The following is a 21,194-nucleotide window of genomic DNA, read 5'->3' on the forward strand; positions in this document are numbered from 1 at the left end:
TGAAGGAAACTCCAGCGTTTATAGCGCACCCTCCCCCCGTCTGTCAGGTCCCGAGCCTCAACGCGGCCGGCGCTGATCCAGGGCATGGCCACCCGGCGCGGCGCCATCTAGTCTGGAGGGGAGACGGCGGGTCGACCCGCCTCCCCTGCCAGGCCTCGCGCTAGCCAACCAGGAGCCCTCATGACCCGAGCGAACCGCCCCGCCCTTCCCGCCGCCTTCGCCGACGACCCCGACTTCGCCACCTGGGCCGCAGGATATGGCGTGATCCAGCACGACCCGGTGACCCTCGAGCGCATCGCCCAGCTGCTCACGCGCCATGCCGCTGATCCGTCGCGCCACCGGGCCTGGCTCAGGCGGCTCGCCGCCGCCGATCGCCTGGCCTGCATGGGCATGTGGCTGGTGGCCCACATGACCTACGCCCGCCGCGTGCGCCTGGATGGCACGCCGCTCGAGGCCGAGGCGTTCAAGCCCATCCCCGAGGGGCACACCGGCGGCGCCCTCAATATGGTGCCCGCCTACGTGGGCTACCTCGCCGCCAACGCCATGAGCGACCTCACCCGCAGCTGGCTGATGGGCCAGGGCCACTGCGTGGCGGCCATCGACGCCGTGAACCTGCTGGTGGACAACCTGGGGCCCGCCCACGCGACGCGCTACGAACTCAGCGACGAGGGCCTGACCCGGCTGGTCAACGACTTCTACCACTGCGGGGTGGACCCCGACGGCCACCCGGTCTCGCCACTGGGCAGCCACGTCAACGCCCACACCGCCGGCGGTGTCAGCGAGGGGGGCTACCTGGGCTTCGCCGGCCTGCAGTACGTGCACATGCCGCTGCCCGGGCAGCACCTGGTAGCCTTCCTCAGCGACGGCGCCTTCGAGGAGCAGCGCGGCAGCGACTGGGCCTCGCGCTGGTGGCGGGCCGACGACTCGGGCCCGGTGGTGCCGGTGATGATCGCCAACGGGCGGCGCATCGACCAGCGCACCACCATGAGCCAGTCCGGCGGCACCGACTGGTTCGAGGACCATCTGGTGCTCAACGGCTTCGCCCCCCTGACCATCGACGGCCGCGACCCGGCCGCCTTCGTCTGGGCGATCCTCACCGCCGAGGCGGAGCTCGCCGACCAGGCCGAGCAGGCCCGCGCCGGCCATGCCCGCTACCCGCTGCGCCTGCCCTACGTGATCGCCGAGACGGTCAAGGGCTTCGGTTTCCCCGGGGCCGGCACCAACGCCGCCCACAACCTGCCGCTGGTGGGCAACCCCGCCTCGGACGAGGCCGCCCGGCGCCTCTTCCATGAGGGGGCCGCCGCCCTGCATGTCGCCGAGAGCGAGCTGCGCGCGGCCATCGCCACCCTCAACAACCACGCCGAGAGCGAGCGGGTGCGGGAGCGCGACCACCCCCTGGCCCACCCGCATCCCGACCTGCCCACCCTGCCCGAACCGCGCGCCTGGCCCCTGGGCGAGCGTATCTCGCCCATGGCCGCCATCGACGAGGCCTTCGCGGCCCTGGTGGCGACCAACCCCGGCCTGCGGGTGCGGGTCGGCAACCCCGACGAGATGCGCTCCAACCGCCTCAACCTCACCCTGGACCGGCTCAAGCACCGGGTCACCGACCCCGAGCCCGGCGTCGCCGAGTCGCTGGACGGCGCCGTGATCACCGCGCTCAACGAGGAGGCGGTGGTCAGCGCGGCGCTGGCCAACAAGCAGGGGCTCAACCTGGTGGCCAGCTACGAGGCCTTCGCGGTGAAGATGCTCGGCGCCATGCGCCAGGAGATCATCTTCGCCCGCCACTGCCGCGAGGCGGGTCGCCCGCCCGGCTGGCTCTCGCTGCCGGTGCTGGCCAGCTCCCACACCTGGGAGAACGGCAAGAACGAGCAGTCCCACCAGGACCCGACCCTGTGCGAGGCGTGGCTCGGCGAGATGGACGACGTGGCGCCGACCCTCTTCCCGGTGGATGCCTCCAGCGCCGCCGCCGCCCTGCAGGCGCTCTACGCCAGCCGTGGGCGCATCGCGGTGATGGTGGTGCCCAAGAACCCGGTGCCGGTGCGGCTGACCAAAGAGCAGGCGACGCGGCTCGCCGAGGATGGCCTGCTCTGCCTGCGTGAGGCCCCCTCACCGCGCCTGCAGCTCTTCGCGGTGGGCGCCTACCAGCTGGCGGAGATGGAGCACGCCCTGGCGCGCCTGGAGCGGGCGGACGTCGCGACGAGCCTCTACGTCATCCAGGAACCGGGCAAGCTGCGCGAGGCACGGGACGAGGACGAGGCCAGCGCCGTACTCAGCCAGTGCCGGCTCAGCACCCTGGTGCCCGAGGTGCCCGCCCGGGTCTTCCTCGCCCACTGCCGCCCCGAGCCCCTGGCCGGGGTGCTGCGCCCCCTGGACACCGGCACGCGCTCGCGCTTCCTGGGCTACCGCAACCGCGGCGGCACCCTGGACACCTTCGGCATGCTGTTTGCTAACCGCGCCACCTGGGCCCATGTCCTGGAAGCGGCAAGCGAGGTGGCCAGTATCGACCTGGACGCCCTGCTCGGCGCCGAGGAGCAGGCGGCGCTGGCCGGCGAGGGGGACCCGGCGGTGCTGCGCCGGGACTGACCGGGCGCCAAGCCGCCGCCCCCTTCGCCGGGCAGGCAGTGTCTCAGCTGGGCAGCAGGGCGCCCATACGCAGCACCTCGCGCAGGCTGGTGACGCCCCGCTCGGCCTTGGTCAGGCCGTCCTGCAGCATCAGCGTCTCGCCGCGCTCCATCAGCGCACGGCGCAGGCGCGTCTCGTCGGCGTGGCGCAGGATCAGGCCGTGGTCGCTGGCGGTGGGCTGCCACACCTCGAAGACCCCGATACGCCCCCGGAAGCCCAGGCCGTCACAGCGGTCGCAGCCGCCGGGCCGCCAGGTCTCCTCGGGCAGCGCCACGCCCATGGCCTCGAGCCACTCGGCCTCGCGCTCGGGCAGCGCGCCGCGCTCGCGGCAGTGCTCGCAGAGCCGGCGCACCAGCCGCTGGGCCACCACCAGCCCCAGGTTGGCGCTGATCTCGGCGTCGCCGAGCCCCAGATGGCGCAGGGTCGAGACCACGCCAACCGCGTCGCGGCTGTGCAGGGTGCCCATCAGCGAGCGACCGCTGCCGGCCACGTTGAGGGCCGCGCGGGCCGAGTCGGGGTCGCGGATCTCGCCGATCAGCACATAGTCCGGATCGAGACGCAGCAGCGAGCGGGTCCCGGTGACGAAGTCGAGTCCGCTCGCCGCGTCCACCTGGATCTGGTTGATGCCCGGGATGCCGTACTCTACCGGGTCCTCCAGGGTCACCACGTGGCTCTCCTCCAGGCGCAGCTGGTTGAGCAGGGTGTAGAGGGTGGTGGTCTTGCCCGAGCCGGTGGGGCCGGCCACCAGCAGCATGCCGCCGGTGGCGTCCATCCAGCGACGCATGCCCCGGGCGCCCTGCTCGCCGATGCCCAGCGACAGGGTGTCGCGGAAGGTCTCCGGCGGGGCCAGGAAGCGGATCGCCATCTTCTCGCCGGCCACGCAGCTCACCGCGGTGACCCGCAGGAAGGTCTCCTCGTCCCCCTCCTCTCCCGGTGGCCAGCTGAAGCTGCCCTCCGCGGCGGCAAGCGCGGGCACCGGATTGAGCCCCGCCAGCACCTTGAACTGGTTGATGAGACGCGACCCGGTACCGGCCTCCAGGCGCAGCGCCTCGATCACACGGCCATCGATGCGCAGGCGCAGACGCAGGTACTCCTGATGGGGGTCCAGGTGGATATCGGTGGCCCGGGCGCGCAGGGCGTCCTCGAGCAGGGCGTGGGCCTCCAGCACCTCGTCGCCGGCGCCGGGGGGTGTCTCCAGCAGCGGACTCAGCCTCGGCAGCAGGCGGCGATTGGCGGGTCGGGTCGTCTCGTCGGCCATGGGCTCCTCGCGTGTCGGGGCACCCGTGGCGGGTACCGGCCTCCTCAGCCTAGGCGGGATCCCGGGGAACTGCCTGCCGGGCTGGCGCCCAGTCCCAGCCGGGCGGCATTGGCGACCACCGAAAGCGAACTGGCCACCATGGCCAGCACCGCCACCTGGGGCGGGATCACCATCCAGGCGGCGAGCCCCAGGGCCAGGGCGTTGTAGAGCCCCGAGAGTATGAGGTTCTGGCGCATCGCCCGCCGGGTGGCCCGGGCGATGGCGATGGCCGAAGCCACCCCCTGGACGCCCTGGCCCAGCAGCTGGATCGCCGCGGCATCCCGGGCCGCGGCGCTGGCCTGCGAGGTGGCCACCCCCACCGCCGCCGCGGCCAGGGCCGGCGCATCGTTGATGCCGTCTCCCACATAGAGCACCGGGCCCGGCAGCGCGGCCACCAGGTGGCGCTTGGCCTCCGGCGAACGGCCGCCGTAGCAGGCCCCGGGCGCCAACCCCAGCCGCCGGCCGAGGCGGCGCACCAGCGCCGGGCGATCACCGCTGAGCAGCGCCAGGGTCAGGCCCCGGTGGCGCAGCGCCGCGAGGCTCGCCGCGGCGGTGGGTTCTGTGTCGTCCTCGAGCCAGAGGGTCCCCAGCCACTGGCTATCGCGGGCCAGCGCCACCTCGCTGGCCCAGGATGGCACGGCCTCGCGCCTGGCCGGCACCGCACCCCGCTCGGCCAGCCAGTCGGGGGCGCCGATGCGCAGCCACGTGCCATCGGCCTCGCGGGCCTCGCGTCCCCGCCCGGGATGCTCCTGCACCTCGGCCGGCGCCTGGCGCGGGTCGATCCCCGCCTCGGCGGCGGCGGTGCGAATCGCGAGCCCCAGGGGGTGCTCGCTGCCCCACTCGGCGCGTGCCGCCAGGGCCAGCAGGTCATGCTCTGCCACTCCGGGGGCGGGACGCACGGCGGCCAGTCGAAGCGCCCCGCGGGTCAGGGTACCGGTCTTGTCGAAGGCCACGGCGCGAACCTGGCCGGCGAGCTCCAGGGCCGCCGGGTCGCGAAACACCACACCGGCCTCCAGCGCCCGGGCCGTGCCGGCCAGGCTCGCCAGGGGCACCGCCAGGCCCACCGCACAGGGGCAGGCCACCACCAGCACAGAGAGGGCGCGCACCGCCGCCTCTTCCGGGTCAACCCCGGCCAGCAGCAGGGCGGCCAGGGTCACCAGCGCCAGCGCCACGGCAGCGGGGCTGAGCCAGGCCGCGAAGCGCTCCGCCAGGCGGCGCAGCTCGCCCTTGCTCGCCTGCAGGGCCTGCACCTGGCGATAGAGCCCATCCAGGCGTCGCTCGCCCACCCCGGCGGTCACCCTCAGGGTGAAGGGGGCACCCAGGTTGCGACAGCCCGCCGAGAGCCGCGCGCCCCGGGTCAGGGTGCGTGGGCGGCTCTCGCCGGTGAGCAGGGCGAGATCCAGTCGCGCCGCCGCATCGAGGAGCTCACCATCCAGTGCCAGGGTCTCGCCGCTGGCCACGAGAAGGCGCTCGCCGGCCGCCACTTCCGCGACGGGCACCCGGGCTTCTCCGCCCCTCGGGTCCAGCCGGCAGGCTTGCGCCGGCAGCGGGGCCAGCCCCTCCAGGGCGCGCAGCCCGCGATAGCGGGCCAGGGTCTCCACCCAGCGTCCCGCCAGCAGCAGCAGCACCAGCATCACGGCGGTATCGAAGTAGACCTCCGCGGAGCCCCGCCAGAGCAGCCAGAGGGAGACCGCCAGCGCCCCGATCACGCCCAGCGAGACTAGGGCATCCATGCCGGGGCGACCCGCGCGCAGGGTGCGCCAGGCGGCGCGGTAGAAGGGCCAGGCGGCGAGCGTCACCACCGGCAGTGCGAAAGCGCCGGAGACCCAGGCCAGCACCCGCTCCAGGCGAGGCTCCGGCAGGGCGCCGGCGTAGATCAGGAGCGAGGCCAGCATGGTCCACATGCCGAACACCGCGGCCGCCAGCAGCCGCCCCGCCAGGGCCCGGCTCTCGCTGTCCAGCCGCTGGCGGGCATCTGGCGCCGCCTCCAGGTCGCGCAGCCGGTAGCCGAGCCGGCCCAGCGCCGCCGCGACCCGCTCGGGGGCTACCGCCGCCGGCGTGCCCTCCACCAGCAGGGTGGCGGAGAGGTAGTCGACCCCCACCCGGCTCACCCCGGGCAGGCGCCCCAGGCGGTGCTCGATGGCCAGGGCGCAGCTGGTGCACCACATGCCCGCAACGGAGCCGAGCAGGCGGGCGTCGCCCTTCGCGACGCCCTCGCCCAGGGCGTCTCGAGCGGCATCCAGGGAGGAAGCAGGCGCGGCCATGGCGGCTCCCTAGAGGCAGGGAGGCAGGGCCACGATGGGCAGGCCGACGAAGGCCACCCCGGCCGCCGAGAAGAGGTGCAGCCCAGCCCCCGTCAGGGCGATAAAGCGCGAGCCGCCCACGCCGCCCCGGCCGGCCTTCATCCCCCGCCAGGCCAGCCAGGCGAGCAGCCCCAGGGTGGCCAGGGTAAGCAGGGCGAGCCCGCCGTTGATGGCGGTGAGCGCGCCCTGCCCCGGCCGCGGCGGCGCCAGCGCACAGGCCACCGAGAGCCCGCCGTAGAGCGCCACGAACCAGAGGCTCCAGAGGGTCAGCCCCAGCAGCAGCTGGGCGGGGTGGCTGGGTGCCCACCAGCGGCGCAGCAACGTCATGGGCCGGCTCCCGTCAGCCGCGGCAGCAGCGCCATGGCCGCCGCCAGGATCCAGTAGACGCCGAGCTGGTAGCGCCACAGCAGCGCCACCACCCCGGGCTCGAAGGGCAGCCGGGCCCCCACCAGGCCGCGACCTGCCCTCCAGGCCTGCAGCGCGGCCAGCAGGGCGGCGAGGCCGCCGTGGCCCAGCAGGTAGGCGAGCCCCACCAGCAGGGTGGCGTCATGGGCCGTAGCGGTGGGCGCGAGGCCCGCGTTCACCAGCGCAAGGCCCAGCAGGGCCACATGCAGCCCGCCCAGCGCCGCGATGCCCCCAAGCGCCAGCACAAGGCCCGCCTCGCGGCCGCGCTGCAGCGCCGCCACCCGCCGCTCCAGCCAGAGGGTGCCCAGGGTGAGGGCCGCCCCGGAGGCGAGCAGCAGCGGCAGCGAGAGCGGCGAGCGCGCCGGCATCTGCCACTCGGGAGAGACCGTCCAGAGGTAGAACCAGCCGAACAGCAGCGACAGGAAGAAGGCGCCGTCGGCGAGCAGGGCGACCCCCATGGTCCAGCGCCCGGGGCCGTCGGCGGTGCGCGAGTGCAGCGGCGGATCCTCGGGCTCGTCGTGTCCCAGGGGCGCGGCCCGGCGATGGCCGCCGTTCTCCCAGGACCAGCGCAGCAGCAGTACCCCGGCGCCGGCCAGGCCCAGCAGCGACAGCGGGTAGAGGCGCGTCAGTAGGCTGACGCAGACCACCGCCAGGCAGAGCGCGGCATAGAGCGGCAGCAGGCTGTTGCCGGGCAGGTGGATCACCTCGCGTACCCGACCGGTGAGCGCCTCGCCGCCGAGCAGCTCGCGGCGGCCGTGGGCGGCACCGGGCCGGGCACACTCGCCGCGGGCGATGGCGTCGCCCAGGGTCGGCGTCTCCCACAGCGGGTGGCGGCTCTCCACCCGGGGCAGGCTCACGAAGTTGTAGCTGGCCGGCGGCATCGCAAGGCTCCACTCCAGGGTGTCGGCGCCCCAGGGGTTGCGCGGCGCGGTGCGCCCGAAGCGGCCGTGGAGCACCAGGTCGAGGAGCACGGCGGCGACCCCCGCCGCCATCATGAAGCCGCCGATGGAGGAGAACAGGTTGACGAGATCCCAGCCCATGGCGCTGTCGTAGGTGTAGACGCGCCGCGGCATGCCGAGAAGCCCGGTCCAGTGCATGATCAGGAAGGTGAGGTTGAAGCCCAGGAAGGTGAGCCAGAAGCCCAGCCGCCCGAGGCGCTCCGAAGGCAGGCGCCCGGTGACCAGCGGCAGCCAGTAGTAGGCCCCGGCCAGCAGCGGGAAGAACATGCCGCCCACCAGCACATAGTGCAGGTGGGCCACCACGAAGTGGGTGTCGTGGACCTGCCAGTTGAAGGGCACCAGCGCCAGCATCACCCCGGTGAGCCCGCCGCAGACGAAGATCACCAGGAAACCCGTGATCCACAGCATCGGCAGGGTCATGCGCGGCCGCCCCAGCCAGAGGGTGGCCAGCCAGACGAACACCTGGATGGCGGTGGGCACCGCCACCAGCATGCTGGCCGCCGAGAAGAAGGCCTGGGCGAGCTGGGGGATGCCCACGGTGAACATATGGTGCACCCAGAGCCCGAAGCTGATGAAGCCGGTGATGACGATGGCCGCCACCACCCAGCCGTAGCCGACGATGGGACGCCCGGCGAACACCGGGATCAGGGTCGAGACGATGCCCGCCGCCGGCAGGAAGATGATGTAGACCTCGGGGTGGCCGAAGAGCCAGAAGAGGTGCTGCCAGAGGATGGGGTCGCCGCCGCCGGCCACCGTGAAGAAGGGCATCCCCGCGGCGCGCTCCAGCTCCAGCAGCACGCTGCCGAGAATCAGCGGCGGGAAGCCCACCACGATCATCAGCGCCATGGCCAGGATATACCAGGCGAAGAGCGGCATGCGGTGCAGCGCCATGCCCGGCGCCCGGGTGCGCAGGATCGACACCGTGAGCTCCACCCCGGCGGCCAGCGCCGAGATCTCCACGAAGGTGATGCCCAGAAGCCAGAAGTCGGAGCCCGGCCCGGGGGCGAACTCGCTGCTGCTCAGCGGGGTGTACATGAACCAGCCGCTGTCCGGGGCCATCTCCAGCAGCAGGCTCGAGAAGAGGATGATGCCGCCGAACAGGTAGCACCAGTAGCCGAAGGCGGTGAGCCGCGGGCAGACCAGGTCCCGGGTGCCGATCATCTTCGGAATCAGGTAGATCGCCAGCCCCTCCAGCATGGGGATGGCGAACAGGAACATCATCACCGTGCCGTGCATGGTGGTGACCTGGGCGTAGATCTCCGGCGACATGAAGGCCTGGTCGGGCAGCGCCAGCTGGGTGCGGATCAGCATCGCCAGCACCCCGCCCAGCAGGAAGAAGACCAGCCCCGTGGCCATGAAGCGCAGCCCCAGGGTGCTGTGGTTGACCACGCTGAAGAGCCCGCGCCAGCCGCGGGGAGTGCCCCACACCGCCTCCATTTCGCGGTGCAGCCGTTCGGCCTCCGGGGTGGGTCGCATCGTCTCGCTCATGGTGCCAGGGCCTCCAGCCAGGCGCCCAGGGCCGCGAGCTCCTCGGGCGCTAGGTGATCGTGGGCGGGCATGCGGTTGCCGGGCTTCAGGCGCTGGTGCTCGGCGAGCCAGCGGGCCACGGCCCCCTCCTCCATGGCCAGGGTCCCGGCGCCGAGGGTGGCGCGGGCGCCGAGGTCGGTCAGGTCGGGGCCAATGTCACCCTCGGCGAGCCCCGCCACCCGGTGGCAGCTGGCGCACTGCGCGGTGAAGGTCTCGCGGGCCGGGGCATGGGCGTCTTCCCGATCCAGCGACTCGGGCTCGGCGTCCCGGCGCGCCGCCAGCCAGGCCTCGAATGCCTCGGGCGGCACCGCCTCCACGTGGAGCTGCATATGGGCGTGCTGGACGCCGCAGTATTCGGCGCACTGGGCGCCGAACACGCCCGGGACGTCGGCCTCGAGACGGATGCGGTTGGTGCGCCCGGGGATCATGTCGATCTTGCCGCCCAGGCGCGGCACCCAGAAGGCGTGGATGACGTCGGCGCCGGTGACGTGGAAGTCCACCGGCTCGCCTGCGGGCATCACCAGGTGGTTGGCGGTGACCACCTCGCCCGCCTCGTCCGGGTAGCGGATCTCCCACCACCACTGGTGGCCGGTGACCTCGATCACCCGCGGGGGCTCCCCACCGGGCAGCGGCAGGGGCAGCAGCCGCTGTCCCGCGGGCACCCCGAAGGCCAGCAGTATCAGGATGCTCACCCCGGGCAGCAGGATGCCGCCGCCCAGGATCCAGCGTAGCCCCAGCCGGCGCTCCGCTTCGGGGCTGCGCCGAGGTTGCTCCCGGGGCCGGAAGGCGGCCAGCCACAGCGCCACCACCGCCACGAACACCAGCCCGAAGCCGATCAACATGCACCACCAGAGCCAGGCCACGTCCCGGGCCGCCGGCCCCGCCGGGTCGAGGATGGAGTGGCTGCCGCTGCAGCCGCTCAACCCCATGGCGAGCGCCACGCTGAACACCCCGCCCGCTCCCCTGAGCCGCGCCCGGCGCGGCGGGCCCGGGTTGACCCGCCGGCCGCCGCGGCCTTCACTGAGGGGGACGCCACCCATGACGCCATCGACAGGGACGCCGCCATGCCAACGCCCCCAAAGCGCTCCATCCGCAGCCGCGCGGCCGTCGCCGGCCACCCCCTGCACCCGGTGATGATCCACTTCCCGGTGGCCGCCCTGCTCGCCCTGGTGGCCAGCGACCTGGGCTTTCTGACTACCGGCGACCCCTTCTGGGCCCGCGCCTCGCTGTGGCTGGCCGGGGTGGGCGCCTTCGGCGGCTGGGTGGCGAGCCTCGCCGGCCTCATCGACCTGGTGACGGTGCGCGGCATTCGCCGCCTGGTGACCGCCTGGAGCCACGCCATGGTGGCGGTGGTGATGCTCTCGCTCGCCTCGCTCAACTGGCTGTGGCGCTTCGCGGGCGAGGCCCTGCTGCCCTGGGGGCTGGCGCTGAGCCTGGCCACCGCCGCGCTGATCGCCCTGGCGGGCTTTCTCGGCGGGCAGCTGGTCTACGAGCATGCGGTGGGCGTGGATCTCGATGACTGAGGGGCAAGGCTGCGGCATTGGCTCTCCTCCCCCTTACAGCGCCGGCTTGGCCAGCACCAGGCCGACCACCGCCAGCATGGCGAGCCCCGCCACGCTGCCGGCCAAGAGCGACCCGGCGACGACCCCGCGCGGCCGCTCCTGCTCCAGGCGCAGCAGCAGCCAGCCGCACAGGCCGTGGGCCAGCACCATGACACAGACCGCCAGCAGCTTGAGCACCAGCCAGGGGCCGGTGAGGCCGTGGAGCAGGAACAGCAGGGTACCGGAGGCGATGGCGAGCAGCGCAACGGGGCTCGCCAGGCCGTTGTAGAGCAGCCGCGGCAGCGGCGGCGCTCCCGGAGAGACGCCCTGGGCGACGCGCTCGGGGCGTGCCAGCTGGCAGAGCAGCGCGGGCAGGTAGAGCAGCACGCCGCACCAGCTCACCAGGGCGACGATATGCAGGAACTTGATCCAGGGCATGGGCATCCTTGCGGCGACACCGACCCGCGGCCGGCAACACCCTCACCCTAGTCCAGCGTCGGCGAAGGGGCCAAGACGGCCCCTAAACGCCCCATGCCTCAGCCGAAGAGGCCCTGGCTTCTCAGGTAGTCGTCGTAGCTGCCGCTGAAGTCGGTGATGCCCTCCTCGCCCATGTCGAGGATGCGGGTGGCCAGGGAGGAGACGAACTCGCGGTCGTGGCTGACGAAGATCAGGGTGCCCGGGTAGTGCGCAAGCGCCAGGTTGAGCGCCTCGATGGACTCCATGTCCAGGTGGTTGGTGGGCTCGTCCATCAGCAGCACGTTGGGCCGGGTCAGGGTCAGCTTGCCGAACAGCATGCGCCCCTGCTCGCCGCCGGAGATCACCTTCACCGACTTGCCGATGTCGTCGCTTCCGAAGAGCATGCGCCCCAGCGCCCCGCGGATCACCTGCTCGCCGCCATCGGTCCACTGCGCCATCCACTCGAACAGGGTGGCGTCGTTGGCGAAGTCGTCGGCGTGGTCCTGGGCGAAGTGGCCGAGGTCCGCGCTATCGGTCCACTTCACGCTGCCGGAGAGCGGCGACAGCTCGCCGGCCAGGGTACGCAGCAGGGTGGTCTTGCCGATGCCGTTGGGGCCGATGATGGCGATGCGCTCGCCGGCCTCCACGGTCATGCCGAAGCCCTGGAAGAGTGGCGCCTCGTCGGGGTAGCCCTGGGCGAGCCCCTCCACGTTGACCGCGTTGCGGTGGATCTTGCGCGCCTGCTCGAAGCGGATGAAGGGGCTGATCCGGCTCGAGGGCTTGATCTCCTCGAGCTTGATCTTGTCGATCTGGCGCGCCCGGGAGGTGGCCTGCTTGGCCTTGGAGGCGTTGGCCGAGAAGCGGCTGACGAAGGCCTGGAGGTCGGCGATCTGCGCCTTCTTCTTGGCGTTGTCGGCGTGCTGGCGCTCCCGGGCGGCGGTGGCCGCGGTCATGTAGTCGTCGTAGTTGCCCGGGAAGAGGCGGATCTCGCCGTAGTCGAGGTCCGCCATGTGGGTGCAGACGCTGTTGAGGAAGTGGCGGTCGTGGGAAATGATGATCATGGTGCTGTTGCGCGCCGTGAGCACCCCCTCCAGCCAGCGGATGGTATTGATGTCCAGGTGGTTGGTGGGCTCGTCGAGCAGCAGCACGTCGGGGTCGGAGAAGAGCGCCTGGGCCAGCAACACGCGCAGCTTCCAGCCGGGGGCCACCTCGCTCATGGGGCCTGCGTGCTGCTCGATCGGGATGCCGAGTCCCAGCAGCAGTTCGCCGGCGCGGGCCTCGGCGGTATAGCCGTCGAGCTCGGCGAAGCGCACCTCCAGGTCGGCCACCGCCATGCCGTCCTCCTCGCTCATCTCGGGCAGGGAGTAGATGCGCTCGCGCTCCGCCGCCACCTGGGAGAGCTCGGCATTGCCCATGATCACGGTGTCGATGACCCGCTCGTTCTCGTAGGCGAACTGGTCCTGGCGCAGCTTGCCGAGCCGGGCGCCGGACTCGACCATGACCTGGCCCGAGGAGGGCTCGAGGTCGCCGCCGAGGATCTTCATGAAGGTGGACTTGCCGCAGCCATTGGCGCCGATCAGGCCGTAGCGGTGGCCGTTGCCGAACTTGATGGAGACGTTCTCGAACAGGGGCTTGGCCCCGAACTGCATGGTGATGTTGGCGGTGGAGATCAAGGAGAGGGTCCGGTCGGTGCATGGAAGGGGCGCGATTGTACCGGTTATGGCCGCCCTTCACACCGCCCGCTGAGTAGCAGAATCGTACCACTAGCTGGAGCGAGAGGCGCCGGGGACAGGTCGAAGAGGGGGTCCTATGCCAGGGATGGCATCGGTAGCACCCAGGGAAGGGTTTACAGCGCCCCCTCGACGGCCTGTCGCCGGAACAGCCTCGAGCGAATCTTCATAATCCGCGACGGCACCGGCAGGTAAATCCGCCGGAGCCGCGCCACTTCGCCCGGGAAACCCTCAGTCCTGACGATCGACGTTGAAGATGCTCTGCAGCTTGTGCTTCTTGCCGTAGATATGGACCGTGGTGTCGTCGAAGGGGAAGCGGTCCAGGTAGGGGCTGTCCGAGTTGAAGCGCGGCTTGTGGGCGTTGATCATCGCCGCGGCCAGGCGCTCGCGGTTGGCGCTGCCGCACAGCCCCACCGCGTACCAGATCTCCTCGTCGGGCTGCGGGAAGGCGTGCCACTTGTCGCGGTGGCCGTCATGCTGCAGGCCGTGGCGGGCGCTTCTGTGCTCACCCACGTAGAGCAGCTCCTGAACGTCCATCTCCTCGGTCTCGGGGTCCTTCGCCGCCCGGAACACGCAGTAGATGCCGGATTCGTCCGGGGCCTCCCGAAGGGTCGCCTCGGTCCAGTAGCCCAGCATCTTGGGGGAAAGCAGTTGTTCGCTCATGGTGGCCTCCTCAGTAGTCCTCGAGCCGCTGGATATCCCGGGCGATGCGCCGCACCTCGGCCTCGTGGCCGGCCGCCAGGGCCTCGAAGAAGGCCTTCTCGTCGCTGCCGCCGGCCAGCTCGGCGCGGTGGGCATAGAGATCCTGGAGAGTACGGTGGGCGGTCAGCGCCGTGGCCAGCACGGTCTGCACGCTGTCGCAAGCGATGCACTCGGGCAGCCGCTCGAGCACCGGCGGGTGGGGGAAGTCGGCGGGATCGTCGAACCAGGTCGAAAGCACCTTGCTGTGGTCGCTGCCATCGTCCAGGTAGCCGGTGAGGTCGTTCTCCTGCTTGCGCTCGCGCTCGGCCAGGTACTCCAGCGCCATGCGCACCCGCTCGTCCACGTCGCCGCCCCCGGCCAGGGCGGCGAACTGCTCGGCTAGCCGCCGATGGTAGCCGGCGGCCCAGTCGACCAGCTCCTTCACCTGATGAAATCGCATGGCGCATCCTCCTCGCTGTTGTCGTCGCGGCCGCCGTCCCGGCCTGCTCCTGTCTTCATCCTAGCCAAGGGCGGGGCGGCGTGCTTGACGTGTATCAACGTAAGGCGATGAAGGACGCCGATGGCAGGTTCTAGCGCAGCAGGCTGGCGTCGACCGGCACGAAGTCGCTGGCGGCGCGTACCAGGGAATCGGCGGTGAGGCGCGCCACCCCGACGACGGTCACCCGGATGCCGAAGCGCTGGCGGAGTCGGTCCACCAGGAGGTCGAAGTCGCCGTCCCCCGAGACCAGCACCAGGTGATCGACACGCGGCCCCGCCTCCATGGCATCCAGGGCGATGCCCACGTCCCAGTCGCCCTTGGCGGAGCCGTCGCTGCGCTGGATGAAGGGCTTGAGCTTCACGTCGAAGCCGATGGTGCGCAGGATGGCCTGGAACTGGCGCTGGCGGGGATCGCCGCGCTCCACCGCATAGGCGTTGGCCACCACCACCTCCCGTCCCGCCGCGAAGCGTGCCCAGAAGTCGTGGTAGTCGAAGTGCCGCCCGAAGGCCTCGCGGGTGGTGTAGTAGACGTTCTGCACATCGACGAAGAGGGCGACACGCTCCATGGGGCTGGTCTCGTTCGGGAAAGAGACCCTCAGCCTGACACAGTCGCCGCCTCGCCGTCGCGGCGGCGCTCGAAGGGTACCCGCATCAGCAGCGAATAGAGCACCGGCACCACGCACAGGGTGATCAGCGCCGCGGCCAGCAGACCGAAGATGATGGTGATCGCCATGGGCGCCCAGAGCAGGCCCCCGCCCAGCCACAGCGGCAGCAGGCCACCGCTGGTGGTCAGGGTCGACATCAGCACCGGGCGCAGGCGCCGCCGGCCCGCCTCGAGGATCGCCTCCTGGGGCGAGAGCTTGCCGCGCTCGAGATCGATGCGATCGATCAGCACGATGGCGTTGTTGATGACGATACCGGCCAGCGACACCACCCCGAGGAAGGTCATGATGCCGAAGTGGGAGCCGGTGATGGTCAGGCCGAAGATCACCCCGATCAGCGACAATGGGATGGTGGCCAGGATGATCAGCGGCCGGCGCAGGGAGTTGAACTGCACCACCAGCAGCAGCAGGATCGCCATGGCACCGATCGGCAGCTTCTCGGCGATGGAGTAGGTGGCGATGCGCGACGACTCCACCTCGCCGCCGAACTCGTAGAAGACCCCGCTCGGCCACTCGGCCTGGCGCTCCTCGAGCCAGGGGCGCAGCTCGGCCGCCACCCCGGCGGCGGTGACCCCGGGGGCCAGCTCCGCCTCCACCGAGATGGTGCGGAAGCGGTCCCGGCGCAGGATGCGCGCCGGGCCCCAGTCGAGCTCGACCTCGGCCACCTGGGCCAGGGGCACCCCCACCCCGCCGCCGACGGGCAGCACGGTGACCCCCGCCAGGTCGTCCGGGGTTCGCACCTCGCCGCGCTCGTTGCGCAGCTGGATCGGCACCAGGGTGTCGCCGTCGCGGAAGGTGCCCACCGTCATCCCCGAGAGCGCCGTCTGCAGGCTCAGCGCCACGTCGCGCTCGGTGACGCCGGCGCGCAGCGCCCGGGCCGGGTCCACGTCGATGCGCAGCCGCTTGATCCACTCGCCCCAGTCATCGCGGACGTTGCGCGTGCCCGACGCCTCGGCGACCCGCTGGCGCACCTCCTCGGCGATGCGCCTGAGGGTCGCCTCGTCGTCGCCGGAGATGCGCACCGAAAGCGGCACCGTCACCGGCGGGCCGAAGCTGGTGGCGGCCACGGTGGCCTGCAGGTCCGGGAAGCGCTCGGAAAGCCACGCATCGAGGCGCTCGATCACCGCGTCCACCGCCTGCCAGCGGTTGGTCTGCAGCAGCAGGAAGGCGTACTCGGGGCTCGGCGGCTCCGGGGCGTGGTTGATGATGTAGCGCTCGCCGCCGAAGCCGATGAAGCTGCCCCAGCGCTCCACCCCGTCGCGCACCCACTCGCCCGTCTCATCGCTCTCGGCGGCGAGTTCCGCGGCCAGGAAGACCTCGATCTCCTCCACCACTGCCCGGGTGCGCTCGATGGGCGCCGAGAAGGGCAGGCGCAGCTCGGCGGTGACGATGGTGCGCTCCGCCTGGGGAAAGAAGATCTTGGGCAGCGGCCCGAAGCCGAGCCAGGCGAGCCCCAGCAGGCCGGCCACCGCGGCCAGGGTCAGGGCGCGGTGGTGCAGCAGGGCCAGCAGCAGCCGACGGTAGCCGGCGTAGACCCGCTCGGCGATGTGCGCCGAGAGCGGCGGTCGCGCCCGGCCCGCCTGATCGCTCTGCTCGTCGCGCGCCTCTCCCCCCGCCTGGCCCCGGGGCGAGGCGCCCTCCTCCTTCGGCCTGACCTTGATGAAGGCCACGCAGAGCAGCGGGATCATGGTGAGCGAGAGCAGCCAGGAGGAGAGCAGCGTGATGGTGACCACCTGGAACAGCGAGCGGGTGTACTCCCCGACGTCGGAGACCGCCAGGAACTGGGGCAGGAAGGCCGCCGCCGTGGTCAGCGAGGCGGTGAGCAGCGGGAAACGCAGCTGCCGGGCGGAATCGAGCGCCGCCTGGCGCACGCTCTTGCCCTCCCGGGCAGAGACCTGGATCGACTCCACCATGACGATGGCGTTGTCCACCAGCATGCCCAGCGCGATGATCAGCGCCCCGAGCGAGACCTGGTCGAGGCCGATGTCGAAGAGCCCCATGAAGGCGAGGCAGGCCAGTATCGCCGAGGGCACCAGGCTCGCCACGATCAGCCCGGTGCGCAGCCCCAGGAAGAGCAGCATCACCACGCAGACCAGCGCCACCGCCTGCAGCAGGTTGATCAGGAACTCGTTGATGCGCTCCTCGACCCGGTCGGGCTGGTTGGCCAGCACCTCGAACTCGAGGCCCACCGGCAGGTCACGCTCGAGGCGCTCGATGGCGCCCTGGACCTGCTCGCCCAGATCGAGGATGTTGCCCCCCTCGCGCATGGCGATGGCAATCGCCAGCCCCTGCACGCCGCCGGCGTGGTAGCGGCTCATGGGCGGATCGGCGTAACCGTGGCGCACCTCCATCAGCGAGCCCAGGGGCACCAGGGTGCCGTCGGGCAGCGGCAGCAGCGCCCGGCGGATGTCGTCGATATGGGTGAAGTTGCCGGTGGGTTCGAGGATCAGCCGCTCGTCGCCGCTTCGGATCGCCCCGCCGGGCAGCACGATGTTGCGCGCGGCCAAGAGCTGGGCGAGCCCCTGGGGGGAGACGCCGAGCTCGGCCAGGCGCGCCTCGCTGTACTCCAGGAAGATGCGCTCCTCGGCGTAGCCGTGGATGTTCACCTTGGCCACGTCATCGAGCATCAGCAGGCGGTCGCGGACGTCGTCGGCGACCTCCTTGAGCTCCGCCTGTTCGTACCCCTCGCCGGTGAGCGAGAGCATGATGCCGAAGACGTCGCCGAACTCGTCGTTGATGATGGGCGCGTGGGCCTCGTCGGGCAGCCTGCCCCGGGCGTCGCCCACCTTGCGGCGCAGCTTGTCCCAGCCGGCCTGGACGTCCCTCACGTCGGGACGCAGCTCCACCCGGATGATGGAGACCCCGGCCCGGGAGGTGCTCTCGACGAAGTCGAGCTCCGGCATCTCCATGATGGCGGTCTCCAGCGGGTCGGTGACCAGCTGCTCGACCCGTTCCGGGGTGGCCCCGGGCAGGTAGGTGACCACCTGAGCCACTCGCACCGTCACCGCCGGATCCTCTGCCCGGGAGATGGAGAGATAGCTGATCACCGCCCCCAGCAGCACCACCAGGAGCCCGGCGATGGTCACCCGGTTGTAGCGCAGCGCCGCCTCGGTCAGGGTCACGGCGAGGCCTCCGCGGCGGTGCTGCGCTCTTCGAGCAGGCGCACCCGCATGCCGTCATGGAGCCGGCTCATTCCCGCCACGATCAGGTGCTGGCCCGGCTCGAGCCCCGCCAGCACCTCGAGGCGCTCGCCGTGGCGACCGCCCAGGGTCACGGTGTGGCGCACCACCGTCGCCTCGCGGTCCCCGGTGGCATCGCTGGCATCGCTGCTCCCACGCTCCTCAGCCACGTAGACAAAGTGACCGTCGATATCCTGCTGCACCGCCACCATGGGCACCCAGATGCCGCTGCCGGGGCCGCCCAGGGGCAGCGTCAGCTCCGCCGCCATGCCGGGCTGGAGCCGCGCGCGCTCGTCCTCCGCCAGGCCCGGGAGGGCCACCCGCAGCGGCCAGGTGGCCTGGCGCGGGTCCACCGGCAGGCCGATCTCGGCCACCTCGCCGGCCAGGGTGAGGTCGGCGAGCGGCAGGCGCACCCGCAGCGGCGCCCCGATGACCAGCTCGCCGAGCAGGTCCTCCGAGAGGACCGCGCGCACCTCCAGATCGTCGCCGCAGGCGAGCACCAGCACCGGCTGACCGGCACCGACGTTCTCGCCGGCCTCCGCCAGGCGGCTCGCCACCCGGCAGGCGTCGGGCGCTGCGAGGCGCGTGAAGCCGAGCTGTCGCTCGGCCAGGGCCAGGGCGTCCCGGGCGCCGTCACGCTGGGCCCGGGCGGCGTCGCGCTGGGCGCGGGCGGCGTCGAGGTCCCGGGCCGGGGCGCTGCCCGCCTCGTAGAGGCGCCGGGCGCGCTGCCACTCGGCCTCGGCGTTGGCCGCCGCCGCCTCGGCACCGGCCAGGGCCGAGCGGGCGCGGTCGCGCTGCAGGCGCAGGTCGTCGGCCTCGAGCCGGGCCAGGGGCTGGCCGGCCGTCACCCGCTCCCCCACCGCTACCTCCAGGGCCTCGAGCTGGCCCGCCACACGGAAGCTCATCCGGCGGTTGGCGGCCGCCTCCAGGCGCGCCGGCAGCTCACGCTCGCCGGTCGCACCGTCGGCCTCGAGGACCAGGGTGCGCACCGGGCGCAGCGGCGCCTCCTCCACCGGCTCCTCGGCGCAGCCGGCCAGCAGCACCAGTCCCGCCAGCAGGATTCCCCGCATGATCATGGTCCTTCTCCTGTCGTGTGCCCTTCCCCCAGCGCGCCGCCGGCGCCCGCCAGCAGCCGCTCGCGAGCCTCGGCCGCCATGGGGCCCGGGGTGATCCCCAGGGCGCGCTGCAGGTGCACCAGCGCCTGCAGCGCCTGCCAGCGCCCCTCGGCGGCGGCGAGGCCCGCCTGGCGTGCGCTGGTACGGGCATCGAGCAGCGCCACCTGGGAGAGCGCCCCTTCGCGCCAGGCCTCCTCGGCCAGGGCCAGGGCCTCCTCGGCGTGCTCGCGGGCCGCGTCGCGCAGGGCGATGCGCCGCCAGGCGGCGGCGAGCTCGACGCTGGCGGCGCGCAGCCGGGCCTCGAGTCCCAGACGCGCCTCGGCGTCCTCGAGGGCCACCTGCTCCAGGCGCGCCGCGCTGCGGTCACGCTCGATGCTGCGCCGCCCGCCGGCATAGAGCGGCAGCCGCGCCGAGACCCCGACGCTCCACTGGTCGCGACCGGTCTCGGGCAGCCCCACGCCCGCCCCCTCGAGGGCCCCGACGCCGGCCTGGACGACCGGGTTCGACGACTCCCAGGGGGCCCGCTCACCCTCACCGGCCCGGGAGAGTTCGCTGGTATAGCGCGCCTCGAGGCCCACCTCGGGCAGCCAGAAGGCCCGGCGGCGCGAAGTCAGCTCCCGGCGTGCCGCCTGGCGCAGCTCGGCAATCGCCTCGAGCTCGGCAGAGTCGCGCAGGGCCGCGGTCACCAGCCGCCCCTGCCAGTCGGCGAGGCTCGCCGGAGAGTCGAGAACCGCCAGGAACTGGTCATCACCGCCCAGCCATTCGGGGCCATCCAGCTCCGGTTCGACCGGCGCGAGCGGGGCGGCCGGGGCCCGACCCAGCCGGCGATTGAGGGCGATCGCCAGCCGCTCGCGGTCCGCCACCGCCTGCTCCAGGCGCTCCCGGGCCTGGGTGAGCTCGGCCTCGAAGCGGGCCACCTCGCCGCGCCCCACGGCGCCGGCGGTCTCGCCGCGCATCGCCTGGTCACGCTGGGCACGGGCCAGCTCGAGGTCGGCCTCGAGCACCTCGCGGCTGGCGTCGAGGCGTAGCAGGTCGAGAAACTCCCGTGATACCGCCAGTGCCAGGTCGAGGCTCTCCACCTCGAGCTCGGCGCGCCGGGCGCGGTCGAGGCTGCCGGCGACGGCGATGGCGGCCAGGGCCGGTTCGGAGAAGAGCAGCTGCTCCAGCACCGCTCCGCCGCTGACCAGGCGCTCCGGCTCCTGGCCCAGGGCGGCGCGGGCGCGGGTCTCGTCGATCATCCGCCCGGTGGCTTCCAGGTAGAGATTGGGACGGTAGCGGGAAGCGGCCAGGTCGCGGTCGAAGGCCTCCACCTCGATGCCCTGACGGGCGGCGGCCAGGGCCGGGCTCGCGGAAAGTGCCAGGGCCACCGCCTGGGAAAGTGCCAGGGGTGCTGCCTCCGGGGCGGCGGCCTCGCCCACCAGGCGCGCCTCGCCGAGCAGCGAAAAGCTCGGCGACCAGTCGAGCCGGGCGGCGGTCTCGAGGTTGAGCCAGGGGCGGCCCAGGCCGGGACGGGCGTACAGGGGTTCGGGGGGACGGCCGGCGGCGACGTCATCCAGGCGCAGCGCCAGCCGGCGGCGCCAGGCGTCAGGATCCAGGGCGCCGGGGGAGGAGAACAGCGCACCGCGCTCGACCTGACGGGCATCGGTCAGCGCCACGCTCGGCACTCCCGCCTCGGCCAGCCGGTCGAAGAGCCGGCGCTGGGCCTCTCCGTCGAGGCCGGGCAGCGCCAGCACCAGGGCGCCATCGGCGCCCTGAAGGTCGGCCGTGGAGGGATAGCGTGAGGGGACCACGGCCAGGGGCACCAGCGCGATGCCCCGGAGGCGAGCCTGGCCGGCCAGGGCCTCGCCGGCAGCCTCCAGCGCCTCGGCAGGGCCGAGCAACAGCACCCGGGAGGCGCCGTCCAGGGGCTCGAGGGCCAGGAGGTCAGTGGTGGTGAGAAACTCGGGGGACTCCAGGACGTCCAGCCCCGGCAGGCGAACGCCGGTGCCGGGCGCCGCCGCGGCCAGGTCGGGCGTGCGCCGCCCGGCGGAGAGGCGCTCGAGCTCCTGGCGCAGCGCGGGCAGGTCGCCCTCGCCGCCGGGCAGCAGCCGGGGGTCGAGGGTCAGGTCGGCTGCCGCCGCGGGGGCCATCGCCAGCGGCAGGGCCAGCAGCGGTGCGGCGAGGTACCGGAGGATGAACTGACGCGTCCTTGCGATGGCGTTCATGGGGCTTGGCCGGTA

General features: G+C 72.7%; 15 protein-coding genes. 2 read left to right on the plus strand and 13 right to left on the minus strand.

Going from position 1 to position 21,194, the window contains the following annotated elements:
* Positions 1-180: 180 nt before the first annotated feature.
* Positions 181-2,583, plus strand: a complete 2,403-nt coding sequence (locus D1793_RS00480; RefSeq protein ID WP_119020404.1) for a xylulose 5-phosphate 3-epimerase — start codon at positions 181-183, stop codon at positions 2,581-2,583.
* 43 nt (positions 2,584-2,626) lie between these two features.
* On the opposite strand, the gene D1793_RS00485 is transcribed toward D1793_RS00480, so the two are convergent.
* From D1793_RS00485 to coxB, 5 genes are read right to left on the minus strand one after another with little or no spacing between them, the layout of a single operon-like run.
* Positions 2,627-3,880, minus strand: coding sequence for an ATPase, T2SS/T4P/T4SS family (locus tag D1793_RS00485; RefSeq protein ID WP_119020405.1), 1,254 nt, complete (start codon positions 3,878-3,880; stop codon positions 2,627-2,629).
* Positions 3,881-3,924: 44 nt separating this feature from the next.
* The gene (locus D1793_RS00490) at positions 3,925-6,183 is read right to left on the minus strand and encodes a cation-translocating P-type ATPase (RefSeq protein ID WP_240407745.1); all 2,259 of its coding nucleotides are present in this window, start codon (positions 6,181-6,183) and stop codon (positions 3,925-3,927) included.
* Between the two features lie 9 nt (positions 6,184-6,192).
* On the minus strand, positions 6,193-6,549 hold the full coding sequence (locus tag D1793_RS00495; RefSeq protein WP_119020406.1) for a hypothetical protein: 357 nt from the start codon (positions 6,547-6,549) through the stop codon (positions 6,193-6,195).
* Positions 6,546-9,074: a cytochrome c oxidase subunit I gene (gene ctaD / locus D1793_RS00500; protein ID WP_119020407.1), complete on the minus strand. Its 2,529-nt coding sequence runs from the start codon at positions 9,072-9,074 to the stop codon at positions 6,546-6,548. The genes D1793_RS00495 and ctaD overlap by 4 nt, the downstream gene beginning before the upstream one ends.
* Positions 9,071-10,153: a cytochrome c oxidase subunit II gene (gene coxB, locus D1793_RS00505; protein ID WP_205527600.1), complete on the minus strand. Its 1,083-nt coding sequence runs from the start codon at positions 10,151-10,153 to the stop codon at positions 9,071-9,073. The genes ctaD and coxB overlap by 4 nt, the downstream gene beginning before the upstream one ends.
* Before the next feature lie 24 nt (positions 10,154-10,177).
* Here coxB and D1793_RS00510 point away from each other — a divergent pair, with 24 nt between their 5' ends.
* The gene (locus tag D1793_RS00510; protein ID WP_119020408.1) at positions 10,178-10,636 is read left to right on the plus strand and encodes a DUF2231 domain-containing protein; all 459 of its coding nucleotides are present in this window, start codon (positions 10,178-10,180) and stop codon (positions 10,634-10,636) included.
* A gap of 33 nt (positions 10,637-10,669) precedes the next feature.
* On the opposite strand, the gene D1793_RS00515 is transcribed toward D1793_RS00510, so the two are convergent.
* The 8 genes from D1793_RS00515 to D1793_RS00550 form a co-directional block, all read right to left on the minus strand.
* A complete protein-coding gene (locus D1793_RS00515) occupies positions 10,670-11,092 on the minus strand; it encodes a CopD family protein (protein WP_119020409.1) in 423 nt (140 codons plus the stop codon).
* Positions 11,093-11,190: 98 nt separating this feature from the next.
* Entirely contained in the window at positions 11,191-12,783 is a 1,593-nt protein-coding gene (locus D1793_RS00520) for an ABC-F family ATPase (RefSeq protein WP_119020410.1), read from the minus strand.
* 288 nt (positions 12,784-13,071) lie between these two features.
* Positions 13,072-13,503 (minus strand): hypothetical protein, encoded by a 432-nt coding sequence (locus tag D1793_RS00525; RefSeq protein ID WP_119020411.1) that lies wholly within the window; start codon positions 13,501-13,503, stop codon positions 13,072-13,074.
* A gap of 10 nt (positions 13,504-13,513) precedes the next feature.
* Entirely contained in the window at positions 13,514-13,981 is a 468-nt protein-coding gene (locus D1793_RS00530) for a 2-hydroxyacyl-CoA dehydratase (protein WP_119020412.1), read from the minus strand.
* A gap of 130 nt (positions 13,982-14,111) precedes the next feature.
* A complete protein-coding gene (locus tag D1793_RS00535; protein ID WP_119020413.1) occupies positions 14,112-14,585 on the minus strand; it encodes an NYN domain-containing protein in 474 nt (157 codons plus the stop codon).
* A gap of 29 nt (positions 14,586-14,614) precedes the next feature.
* Complete coding sequence (locus D1793_RS00540) at positions 14,615-17,803, minus strand: efflux RND transporter permease subunit (RefSeq protein ID WP_119020414.1); 3,189 nt, start codon at positions 17,801-17,803, stop codon at positions 14,615-14,617.
* Positions 17,800-18,936 carry an efflux RND transporter periplasmic adaptor subunit gene (locus D1793_RS00545; protein ID WP_119020415.1) on the minus strand — a complete coding sequence of 379 codons (1,137 nt, stop codon included), beginning with the start codon at positions 18,934-18,936 and terminating at the stop codon, positions 17,800-17,802. Before D1793_RS00545 ends, D1793_RS00540 begins: the two co-directional genes overlap by 4 nt.
* A complete protein-coding gene (locus D1793_RS00550; protein ID WP_119020416.1) occupies positions 18,933-21,179 on the minus strand; it encodes a TolC family protein in 2,247 nt (748 codons plus the stop codon). The genes D1793_RS00545 and D1793_RS00550 overlap by 4 nt, the downstream gene beginning before the upstream one ends.
* Between the last annotated feature and the right edge of the window lie 15 nt (positions 21,180-21,194).

The organism is Halomonas sp. JS92-SW72, assembly GCF_003547075.1.
GTDB classification, from domain to species: Bacteria; Pseudomonadota; Gammaproteobacteria; order Pseudomonadales; family Halomonadaceae; genus Halomonas; species Halomonas alkalicola.

Coding starts and splice junctions, on each gene's coding strand:
- D1793_RS00480 (WP_119020404.1), top strand. CDS start 181: ATGACCCGAGCGAACCGCCCCGCCCTTCCCGCCGCCTTCGCCGACGAC.
- D1793_RS00485 (WP_119020405.1), bottom strand. CDS start 3,880: ATGGCCGACGAGACGACCCGACCCGCCAATCGCCGCCTGCTGCCGAGG.
- D1793_RS00490 (WP_240407745.1), bottom strand. CDS start 6,183: ATGGCCGCGCCTGCTTCCTCCCTGGATGCCGCTCGAGACGCCCTGGGC.
- D1793_RS00495 (WP_119020406.1), bottom strand. CDS start 6,549: ATGACGTTGCTGCGCCGCTGGTGGGCACCCAGCCACCCCGCCCAGCTG.
- ctaD (WP_119020407.1), bottom strand. CDS start 9,074: ATGAGCGAGACGATGCGACCCACCCCGGAGGCCGAACGGCTGCACCGC.
- coxB (WP_205527600.1), bottom strand. CDS start 10,153: ATGGGTGGCGTCCCCCTCAGTGAAGGCCGCGGCGGCCGGCGGGTCAAC.
- D1793_RS00510 (WP_119020408.1), top strand. CDS start 10,178: ATGCCAACGCCCCCAAAGCGCTCCATCCGCAGCCGCGCGGCCGTCGCC.
- D1793_RS00515 (WP_119020409.1), bottom strand. CDS start 11,092: ATGCCCTGGATCAAGTTCCTGCATATCGTCGCCCTGGTGAGCTGGTGC.
- D1793_RS00525 (WP_119020411.1), bottom strand. CDS start 13,503: ATGAGCGAACAACTGCTTTCCCCCAAGATGCTGGGCTACTGGACCGAG.
- D1793_RS00530 (WP_119020412.1), bottom strand. CDS start 13,981: ATGCGATTTCATCAGGTGAAGGAGCTGGTCGACTGGGCCGCCGGCTAC.
- D1793_RS00535 (WP_119020413.1), bottom strand. CDS start 14,585: ATGGAGCGTGTCGCCCTCTTCGTCGATGTGCAGAACGTCTACTACACC.
- D1793_RS00545 (WP_119020415.1), bottom strand. CDS start 18,936: ATGATCATGCGGGGAATCCTGCTGGCGGGACTGGTGCTGCTGGCCGGC.
- D1793_RS00550 (WP_119020416.1), bottom strand. CDS start 21,179: ATGAACGCCATCGCAAGGACGCGTCAGTTCATCCTCCGGTACCTCGCC.